Source organism: Microbulbifer maximicatervae (SeqCode) (genome assembly GCF_052466985.1).
This window is the reverse complement of record NZ_CP174298.1, coordinates 532,879-543,539: the sequence shown is the minus strand read 5'-3', so window position 1 is coordinate 543,539 and position 10,661 is coordinate 532,879. Positions and strand designations below refer to the sequence as shown.

The 10,661-nt window shown below is 46.5% G+C and carries 7 protein-coding genes and 2 tRNA genes; 1 reads left to right on the top strand and 8 read right to left on the bottom strand.

Annotated elements, in window-relative coordinates; all coding sequences use genetic code 11:
• Window positions 1-29 precede the first annotated feature (29 nt).
• The 7 genes from ACJJI3_RS02450 to cysC all read right to left on the bottom strand — a co-directional run bounded on the left by ACJJI3_RS02450 (window position 30) and on the right by cysC (window position 7,270).
• Window positions 30-1,439 carry a mannose-1-phosphate guanylyltransferase/mannose-6-phosphate isomerase gene (locus ACJJI3_RS02450; RefSeq protein WP_444941382.1) on the bottom strand — a complete coding sequence of 470 codons (1,410 nt, stop codon included), beginning with the start codon at window positions 1,437-1,439 and terminating at the stop codon, window positions 30-32.
• Window positions 1,440-1,459: 20 nt separating this feature from the next.
• Window positions 1,460-2,332 carry an NAD(+) kinase gene (locus ACJJI3_RS02445; protein ID WP_444941381.1) on the bottom strand — a complete coding sequence of 291 codons (873 nt, stop codon included), beginning with the start codon at window positions 2,330-2,332 and terminating at the stop codon, window positions 1,460-1,462.
• Window positions 2,333-2,510: 178 nt separating this feature from the next.
• A complete protein-coding gene (locus ACJJI3_RS02440) occupies window positions 2,511-3,494 on the bottom strand; it encodes a 1-aminocyclopropane-1-carboxylate deaminase/D-cysteine desulfhydrase (RefSeq protein ID WP_444941380.1) in 984 nt (327 codons plus the stop codon).
• Between the two features lie 302 nt (window positions 3,495-3,796).
• Window positions 3,797-3,873: transfer RNA gene (locus tag ACJJI3_RS02435), tRNA-Asp, on the bottom strand.
• A 27-nt stretch (window positions 3,874-3,900) separates the two neighbouring features.
• Window positions 3,901-3,976 (bottom strand) — tRNA-Val (locus ACJJI3_RS02430).
• A 100-nt stretch (window positions 3,977-4,076) separates the two neighbouring features.
• Entirely contained in the window at window positions 4,077-6,443 is a 2,367-nt protein-coding gene (locus ACJJI3_RS02425) for a DUF6351 family protein (protein ID WP_444941379.1), read from the bottom strand.
• A 197-nt stretch (window positions 6,444-6,640) separates the two neighbouring features.
• Window positions 6,641-7,270, bottom strand: a complete 630-nt coding sequence (gene cysC, locus ACJJI3_RS02420; protein ID WP_282932285.1) for an adenylyl-sulfate kinase — start codon at window positions 7,268-7,270, stop codon at window positions 6,641-6,643.
• Window positions 7,271-8,302: 1,032 nt separating this feature from the next.
• Between cysC and nhaA the strand changes: the two genes are divergently transcribed.
• Window positions 8,303-9,733: a Na+/H+ antiporter NhaA gene (gene nhaA, locus ACJJI3_RS02415; protein ID WP_444941378.1), complete on the top strand. Its 1,431-nt coding sequence runs from the start codon at window positions 8,303-8,305 to the stop codon at window positions 9,731-9,733.
• A gap of 55 nt (window positions 9,734-9,788) precedes the next feature.
• Here the strand turns inward: nhaA and ACJJI3_RS02410 are convergent, their stop codons facing one another.
• The gene (locus ACJJI3_RS02410; protein WP_444941377.1) at window positions 9,789-10,184 is read right to left on the bottom strand and encodes a universal stress protein; all 396 of its coding nucleotides are present in this window, start codon (window positions 10,182-10,184) and stop codon (window positions 9,789-9,791) included.
• Between the last annotated feature and the right edge of the window lie 477 nt (window positions 10,185-10,661).

Here is a 10,661-nt window from a genome sequence, read left to right as displayed (position 1 = left end):
TTTTTTCAACCAATCAGCATTAAGGCTGATTACTTGGTGCGACCATAAATATCCTCAAACCGAACAATATCATCCTCACCCAAATAACTGCCACTTTGAACCTCTATTAATTCAATCGGTAAAATCCCAGGGTTCTTTAACCGATGCTTGGCGCCAATTGGGATGTAGACACTTTCGTTCTCAGAGAGCATAATCTCCTCTTCATCCCTCTCAACAATGGCCGTACCAGAGACAACCACCCAGTGCTCCGCGCGATGATGATGCATTTGTAGAGAAAGACTGGCCCCAGGATTTACAGTTATTCGCTTCACCTGGAAGCGTGGCCCATTTCCAATAGAGTCATACTTACCCCAAGGACGAACGACTTCCCGATGTAGCTCATGTTCGTCGCGGCCAGCTATTTTTAATTTATTTACAATTGCCTTAACATCCTGGGCTCGATCTTTTGGTGCCACTAAAGTTGCGTTTTTCGTATCGACAATAATTAAATTATCAACGCCCACAGCCGCCACCAAATGATCCTCCCCCAATACTAGTGAGTTACTACAATCCTCAAGTATCACGTCGCCAACAGCAGCATTACCCATGCCGTCCTTTTCTAACGCTTCCCATAAAGAAGACCAGGAGCCTACGTCAGACCACCCACACTTTAAAGGAATTACATCCCCAACATGAGTCTTTTCCATAACAGCATAATCAATACTGTCTTCAGGAACTTTTTCAACATCATCCTGGTAAAGACGAACAAAATCACTTTCTATCAAGGCATTTTTCACTGCTTTTTTTGCTGCCTTTGCAATAGCCGGTGAATATAGAGTTAGCTCTTCTAGGAATGCTTCTGCGCCAAAAAGAAACATACCCGCATTCCAATAAAACCCACCTTCTCTTAAGTAACTTTCTGCTTTTGCTAGAACAGGCTTTTCTACAAACTTTGTAATGGGTTTAGCACTTCCTTGCTTAGTATCTTCTGCCTTTATGTACCCATAACCTGTTTCAGGAGCTGTCGGCACGATCCCAAAAGTCACTAGCCTGCCTGCAGAGCTACTCTTGAGCCCTTCGTCGACAGCAGATCGAAATTGGCCTACATCATCTAAAAGATGGTCAGCAGGTAAAACTAATAGATTCGTATCTCTTCCATCTTGCAGCGCAACTAATGCAGCATAAGCTATTGCTGGTGCCGTATTCCTACCAACTGGCTCAATGATAATCGTTAATTTCTCAAAACCAATTTCTCGTGCCTGTTGAGCCACCAAAAATCTATGGTCCTCGTTACAGACAATAATAGGCTTGGAATATCCTCGAATACGCTCCAAAGTTTGCTGCAACATAGTGTGACCGCCGGTAAGGCTTTGCAGTTGCTTGGGGAGCATTCGCCTTGATTTCGGCCACAACCGCGTCCCTGCCCCACCACATAAAACTACAGGCGTTATAGATTCCATTATCATTTACTTACTCAACATTAATTGTTCTGCCAATTCAATTTTGAACGGCAAGTTTCATAAAAGTTATGATCGATTGGGTGGATCAGCGTCAACCGTTGAGGTTTCTTGTGGATTCTAACCACGTCTCCGGGTTGAGTAATAAATTGATTATGCCCATCACATGTCACATATGGCTTAGTGGGATTATGCTCTCCTACAATAATCTTAAACTCACTACTCCCTTCCACCACTATTGGCCGGCTACTTAAAGTGTGAGGGTTGAGAGGCACCAACACAATCGCGTCTAACTTAGGGTGCATTATGGGGCCTCCGCCAGATAGAGCATACGCAGTTGAGCCTGTAGGTGTTGAAATTATTAGCCCATCAGATCGCTGCTTATATACGAACTGACCGTCAATATACAAATCAAACTCAATCATCCGTATAAATTCACCTGGGTGAAGCACGACGTCGTTAAGTGCGCACCCCTTTCCAATTTGCCTACCTTCTCGGGTAATAGACATATCAAGCAAGAAGCGACTCTCAGCCATATACTTGCCGGACAGAACCTCGCCTACCTTTTCTTCAATTTCATCAGGGCCAATGTCTGTAAGAAAGCCTAGCCGACCGCGATTTATGCCCAAAAGGGGGACGCTAAACTGGGCAAGAGCTCGAGCAGCCCCGAGTAAACTTCCATCGCCACCAACAACGATAACAAGATCACACAACTCTCCCATTTTATCCTTTGCAGAAACTCTAGCATTACCGCTAGAAACTGAAGTTGCGGTACCTTTCTCCAGAACCACCTGATAACCGCATTCTTCAAGATAAACCATTAAACGTTCTAGAGAGTTGACGGCGCTCTCACTCTCAGTTCGACCTATCAGTCCTATATTTTGAAATTCCGGCACATTTCCCCCGCAGAAATCAGTAAAACTCCATCTCGGAGAATGCAATTACAGAAACCACATCGCCTCATTCCTGGCCACATTTTGGACAAGTAAAACAGTCCTCAAATGACTATTATGCCGGAGGCGCTTGGTTGAGTCGAATATACATTTAAGGAACCATTTAGTAAGAACAGAGTCGTCAGAAACCTCTACGCCCCTGTAACCCGCCAGAGTGCACTAACAAAATTTTACTTCCCTTACGCAACCATTCCTGCCGAGCACACTCTGATAACGCAAAGAACAACTTACTTGTATATACAGGATCTAAGGGAATTCCAGTTTCACCTTCGAAGCTATCATGAAACTCCTGCAGCCTATCTGGATACTTACCATAACCACCGCAGTGAAACCCCGATAGTAACTCTGTGCGGCACCCCCCAATACTCCCTCCCGGCACGCCGCCAGAAACATGTTCGAACGAATCCAGGGATTCACCTTTAAGCAATTCAAACCATTTCTTAAAGCTAACGGCAACGCTGGCACCGGCCTTTAGCACCTCAACCCCTACACAAGAGACACCTGACAAACCAGAGGCCAAACCCGCAAATGTAGACCCAGTACCACAAGCAACCCAAACTTGATCAAACTTAACCGGGGCACTTTCGCCAATTACTCTTCCCAAAAGCCGGCCTCCCCTCACACCAGCAATATTTGCCCCACCTTCTGGAATAAAAATTGAATTATTTTTCTCTATAGAAATTTTTTTTAGAAAATCAGGCTCACTCCTGCGTCGGTATTCCTCCCTAGCTATAAAAGCCAGCCTCATCCCATAACGCTCTGAATCTCGCAACATAGAACTGAGAACTGGCGGCCTTTCACCACGAATAATACCTACGGTAGAGACATTAAAGCGTGCGCCAGCTGCCGCCGTTGCATGAATATGATTTGACCACGCCCCACCACAGGTAATAATCGCTTCAGCTCCTTTTTGCTTGGCCTCAATCAAATTAAATAGAAGCTTGTAAGCTTTATTGCCGGATATTAATGGGTCAAGCAAATCATCTCTGCGCAACCAAACATGGATACCGGGGAAGAACCGACTATTCACTCTCTGATAGGGAACCCTTAGCGCCACCTTTGTGAAAGCATTCACATCCAATTTATCTAGAACTGATGGAAACACCCGCCCCCCTTATAAAAAACAGGTTAAATGGATCAGGCAAGGCATACTTACACCACATTACCCAGCCAAGGAAAATAGCGTGTAACTCAGTTCAACTAGGGATGCAGCACTTAGATGCAAAAGCCATATGAAACACCAAAAGCATATCAAGCGCCGCCATTTAGAATCATAGTGGATGCAAGAGGATTGAAACTGCATGAAAAGCCCCTCCTCGAATGGTTGCCAATTGAATTTTGGCGAAAGTGAAGGACTCAAAACTACCAGATACAAAAAAGCCCTCAAAGTGAGGGCTTTTTTGTATCTGGCGGACCGGACGGGACTCGAACCCGCGACCTCCGGCGTGACAGGCCGGCATTCTAACCAACTGAACTACCGGTCCTCGGTAGTAAACCTCCCCAGGGGAAGTTGGTGGGTGGTACAGGGGTCGAACCTGTGACCTACGGCTTGTAAGGCCGTCGCTCTCCCAACTGAGCTAACCACCCGGTGCTCTTTGCTATAGAGGCCTTGCCCCCTTGAGCGAGGCGCATATTACCCGACTGTAGATTCCTGTCAACAATTTTCACGCCAAATAATCACATCCGATTAATTTCCATCCGAGTCGTCTGGTAAAGAGACAGGAACACCCCTCATTTCAGCCTCTTCAGTACTTGCCCCCTGCAAGACCTTACCCTGCCGATAGTCTGGGTCTAACAGATGCCCAGCTATTTTCACAGGGATCCCCCTCGGTATCAGCTGCTCTTTTGGGCGGGCCAAGTCTTGCTCGTTGTAATTACACACTCCGGTAGGAAATATTTTCTTTAGATCTGCCACACGACTGGAAATTTCCTCAGTGAATGGACCGTAGATCCCCTTCGCCAGCGCCCGCTCAACCGGCTGTAGAGCGCACTTGAAGACATCATCGGTCACCGGTGCCCCCGCCACTTGCCTTGATGTACTATGAATCGGGTATACCCTCATACACTTCCCGGGAGCCTGGCTATTCCAGGGGCCATTCCAGACCTTGTCTCCAGACGCTAGCAAATTTCCTTCCTTGTCAAAGCATCGATCATTTGCGTCATCCGGGCGGTTTTCCACTACACCTTTACCTGGGTTTTCTATGATGCTCTGCATCCAACGGTCAACTAAATCCAGCGCCTCATGCAGCGGGTTGTAGCCTTTGTCACTCATCCAAATCAGTTGATTCTCCGCATGTCCACGGGCACGCCGAATACGCTCGCGTGCAGAAAAAGAGGCAGAGCTGTGGTGCATATCAGGCTCTTTATCGAGGTAGTGCCGCAAATCAATAATGGGGATCTCTACATCCCCCAGGAAAACGTGCCCGGAACGATATATTCCATTAATAGCCTCCAGACTTGCGCGGCTGCGCTTCGCCGGCTTTTGGAGTGTTCCCATATTGAGGTTTTGCTCGCTCCAAAGGGACAAGCGAACCGGAAACATATTCCCATTCATGAACCACAACTGCTCTTGACTCTGGTCTTCTGGCGCTTTCCAGCCACCTACAGCAGCATTGACACGTAAAAATGTATCTATATTAATTTCGCCGTTCACCAGGGCTTTCAGGCCGTACTGCACCCCCTCATTATCCCAAGAGCTATTTGCATACCCTGATGCATTTGCACCATAAAACTGGCGAAGGTCTTCCCAGTGTGTCCAATGCACTTTGGGGATAACCTCAGCAGAAAAGCTCTTAGCAAAATGAACAAAATTAGGGTTATTAACCAACGGCACTAAGCCTCGCCATCCTTCGACACATTCAGTGGTTCCTTGCATCCTGCCTCGGTAGCGGCTATCAAAAATCCCGGCGAATAAGCTCAACACTCCAAATTTACTTGAACCATTCTCACTGGCAGCTAACCCCTGGATAACCGTACGCTCCTCTGCTTTTTTCCAGCGCTGATTCTGCCTATCCACAATGTCAAAGAAGTACTCCAGTGGCTCACAGTCAAAGGCATAGATTGTTTGGGATACCATATCTGGGTAGGAATACAAGGGGATAGCGGCATCTAAGAGGCCCGGTGCATTCTGCGCAAACAGATACTGCTGGATCGCTCCACCTGACCCCCCAATGCCAACGGTGTACATTGGCTCCCCATATAACGATACAAATTGCTTTTTCACCCTACGAGCAGTGTCTTCTGCCAGCCACATATTGTAGTGGTTTCTAGTCTGATTGGCGGTCGAATAGACAATCGCATAACCGCGCGCAAGTTCATCCATTCGCCGCGTGGTGATATCTCCTTTGTTGATTTTTCCCTGGCGCCCGCCAATGCCTACGCCACCACGGAACTGATAGATCAGCCGCTTATTCCAGTTACTACCACTTGGTCTACCTGCTGACTCACCCTCGCCCCTTAATACTGCTATTGCATAAAAGTGGCGGTTGATCGTGCCTGTCTCTACACGAACAATAAAATCTACCTGCTTCCCGTTTACCGTCACCTTATCGATATCATTTCTGGCCTCATGCAGATAGTGAAACTGGCCATCAGTGGTACTACGGTAAAAATAGGTAACCTCTGTAGCGTGACTGCAATCCCGGCTATACCCAATAACCTCTTTTGTCTTCCTGCCCTTATCATTTAGAGCAAAGATGGGCACCCCTTCCCCATCCTGGTTGTCTACCAGGGGCTGCTTATTTGTAATATTGTTTTTCCCACAATAAAGAGGGTACCTGACTGGGCCACTAAATAGCGTCTCTACAGGCCCCACCTCTCCCAAGCCAATAGGAAATGGGAAATATTCAGGCGGGCGGGACATCATTCGGGGGTGAGGGCCGGAATAAGCTGGCGCAGGTTGATAGTCCAGCACCCCTTCAGGAACCTTCAACACCGGAGCATCTACGCTCCCGTGGACTTTTGGCAGCTGGTTATACCCATACCAAGCTGCTGCCCCCAGGCCCACTAGCACCAAGAGCAAAATAGAGAGTATCCAGCCTCTCCTAACGGACATAAGCGCCTCCACAGGAAACATCACTTTCTGTACAGCTTGAGTATATGAACGGATGCCCCAGGCTACTGACAGTTGGCGCCGAGGAAGACTTAAAGAGATGCAGGACTTGTAGAGCGGTGCGCAGAAGCGCAAAAATCTTTAGGACAAAAACAAAAAAAGGGGGATCTAGTGATCCCCCTTTTCGAAAGCAATACCGCCTAGTCTTTAGCGATAATGCCTTTCTCTTGGAGAGTGGAGAGAATCACTTCTACTTCCTCCTCAAGAGTCATTTCAGCAGTATTCAGGTGCAATTCTGGTGAAACAGGTGCCTCATAGGGATCATCAATACCAGTAAAGCCTTTGATCTCACCTGCGCGAGCTTTCTTATACAAGCCTTTGGGGTCGCGTGCCTCAGCCTCTTTCAGCGGACAGTCTACGAACACCTCCATATATGGAAGATCACCTGCTTCGTGCATCTTTCTTACTAAATCACGATCTTCACGGTAGGGACTAATAAAACTGGATAAAACAACCACGCCAGTATCCGCAAACAACTTGGAAATTTCGCCTACGCGACGGATATTTTCCTGGCGATCCTCTGCAGAGAAACCGAGGTTTGAATTGATGCCCAAGCGGATGTTATCGCCATCCAAACGGTAACTGAGCACGCCACGAGCAGCCAGAGCCTTCTCTACGGCAACAGCTACAGTGCTCTTACCAGAGCCCGAAAGGCCGGTGAACCAGAGAGTCACGCCTTTGTGGCCGAGGATACTCGCCCGGTTTTCGCGGGTCACATCACCCTCATGCCAATGGACATTGGTCGCTTTTTGCTCAACTGTAGCTGTCACTGATTACTCCAAGTCTTGAATACAATCCTAGTGTCACAGGTATCAAGCATTTCATTGCACTTTGTGCCAATGCCTGCCTGTGATATGGGCGCTAATTATCGAGTATTTGGGCGGTAAGCGTAAAGCCCTCTGTTATAACGTGTCTATTCAATTCAAAGTCTTGAGTGCATAAGCTACAAAGTGGCATTGTTCTAATAGTGGGGCAGAATGGGCAAAATAACGCTATAGACAGGACTTTTTTGCTTGAAATCTGCTCCAGTGGTACTACTGCAGGCAGCATCATTTAAACCATTCTGCCACTACCATCCCTTCGTTACGCGAAGGCTGAGTAAGACATCAGAGTGTTACACTAACCCATCTATAACTAGGTACTTCTATTAGCTATTGAGTGAAATAAAGAATGGAGCAAGAAGTATCACTAGTCACAAACGCTCGCAACCAATACCCATCTACATATTTTGTAAATCTATAAATTCTCACCGGAGATGTAAGCTCCTTCCGTCAGCTCCTTTTACTCGCTCCAATGAACAATATGTCGTTGAATAATCATCAGCTGGGGAGCCAAAAACAGGTAGGAAAATTTGGCAAGGAGGCTCCAATGCAATGCTACTCTCCTTAACCTCAAGCAAAGAAACTTAGTAGCACCGCTACCCTTTTGGACTAGCTAGGCAAACTAAAGTAGACCGTTCAAATCCATAGACAATTGATTATTACAGTTAACACAAAAAACTATTATTCCTTACAGCCCGAATACAATAAAATTACATGATAATAGAATTAAACTTGTCACCTGCCGATAAAAAGCATCATTTAAATTCAAGTCATCGACACCCTCAACTTTTTCACACGAAGCGAATAACCCCCCGACAACTGCGCAGGTTTTCTCATTCATCATATTTGCGGCCGGCTACCGAGTGACGCGCTTTAATCTAGTTAAAAATACAAGTTTCATGGTAATCTGTGAGCCGGAATCGAGAAAAAACAGCCCTATATTTCTTAGGGTCTATAGTCAGTAAAGGAGGATGCTCAACGATGAGTAAAGGGGTTTTAAATAGATTTAAAATTCGCAAAGGAAAAATTTTTGAAGCCCCGCTAGAAGAGGCATTTGGTCGCCTGGTTACTCCTTTTGAGGAATTTATTCATCGCCAAAGCAGCAGTGGTATATTGCTAATGCTCTCTGCGCTTATCGCTTTGATTGTTGCCAACTCTCCTCTGCAAGAGGCTTACAAGCATCTACTTCATATGCCTATTGCGGTAGGTGCAGGAGACTGGACATTTTCCCTTTCCCTACATCACTGGATCAATGACGGCCTAATGGCCATCTTTTTCTTTCTAGTCGGCTTGGAATTAAAACGAGAGTTTCTTGTGGGAGAGCTCTCAGATCTCCGTCAGGCAGTACTACCTGTGATGGCCGCTATCGGTGGTATGGTGGTGCCAGCCCTACTATACAGCTCCCTTAATTTAGGTACCGAAGCCGGTCCAGGCTGGGGTATCCCGATGGCAACAGACATTGCCTTTGCAGTAGGCTGTATTGCACTACTAGGCAACCGTGTACCACGAGCAGTAGTGACCTTTTTGGTCGCACTGGCGATCGTAGATGACTTAGGGGCAATTCTCGTTATTGCCATCTGGTACACAGAGCAAGTAAACATGACAGCGCTCATCGCATCAGGTGGCCTGGTTGTTGTGCTCGGGCTGCTCAATGCTGCGGGTATTCGCCGATCCGCAGCCTATGTTTTTGTTGGAGGTCTATTGTGGTACGGACTTCACTCAGCCGGTGTCCACGCTACTCTCGCTGGTGTCATTACCGCTATGGCATTACCTGCCAAGCCAAAATACGATCCTGTAGCATTTAGCACCTTCGTAAAAGATATCATTCGCAGCTTTGACCGCTGCTTCCGCCCAGGTGACAAGATTATCGCTAACGACGATTTACGAGCTCGCGTAATGGGCTTGGGTAATGGCGTGAACTTAGCCCAATCTCCGCTACAACGCATGGAGACTCGCCTGCATATTCCGGTCGGGTTTGTAGTGATACCTATCTTTGCACTAGCTAACGCGGGAATTCCGGTCGACAGCTTCAGCAGCTCCGAAGCAGTACTCAACCCGGTAACTCTCGGGGTTATCTTTGGCTTGGTGGTCGGTAAGTTACTTGGGATTGTAGGGGCCACTTGGGTAGGTTGGAAGCTGGGCTGGGGCCAATTACCCAAAGCGGCGAATTTCCAACATATTGTCGGTGTAGCATTGCTCGCAGGTATTGGGTTCACCATGTCCATTTTTATCGCAGAACTAGCATTTAGCTCACAAAATGAACTGCTTATTCAGGCGAAAGCCGGCATTCTGCTTGCATCGGTTATCGCTGGGACAGCTGGCTTTTTGGTGCTGCGTAATGCTCCCGCCTCAGAAGACAATGAAGCCAAAAGCGAGGGGTCAGATTACCCGGCCCAAGCTACGTCCAACTAAACAGCAACATTCAAAGTAGGCCGGGCAAACTTTGAGTCGACTATGTCCCTATAATTTAGATTCGAACCAAAGTTACATCACAATGTGAATAGTTCACTATGCTATTAGCGGTAGAACCAATCAGGGAACTCAAACCTTTCTTGGAGTGAGTTCCCAAAACTATCAGATCCACCTTCCTTTTTTCAGCTTCCTTACAGATAACCTCATAAGGCTTTCCCACTTTAAGGGCCCGATTTCTCTTGCTAACCCCAAAGTCTTCCGTAATCTCCTCAAACTTCGGAATTGCACTCTCTTTCAGCTCTTTTTGATAATCCTTGGGCAGGAAGCTATAAGGCAGTACATTTAAAACTACTAGCTTGCTATCAAATTTCTTAGATAATTCTACCGCTTTAGACAACACATGCCTCCCTTCTTGAGACGCTTCTATAGCGCAAAGGATAGTATTGTACATATTCCCCCTCCAGTATATTTGACTAATAACAACTGAACTTATCGAGCACCAATTCCACCACAGCTTAAATGAAAAGAGTTCGAAGCACAAAGAGGGAAAATTAAAAAATCAACCTAATACCACCTATTATCTATTCAACCCGAACGGACTAAAGCCTCGATTATGGCACAACTCTCAAACAGCCATAGGAGGTCAGAAGTTATCATTTTCTTGACTAAACCTCCTGCGAGCTCTAAATAATTAATGCTAAACGATGAACATCTTTATCCGCGCAGATGATATCAATAGAAGAACTATCAACTTCAGAAAAATGTATACCTATTAACATCTCATTTACAGCCCTGCACTCGAAACAAAGCTTCATTTCAGAAGCCAATTGTTTCTCCAACAGGATTTGCATTACAAATGCACGGTGTTACTCAAAGGCCGAAAGAAATCTGACATGAAAGCCTCATATGTGGCGGCTATGACTTTTTG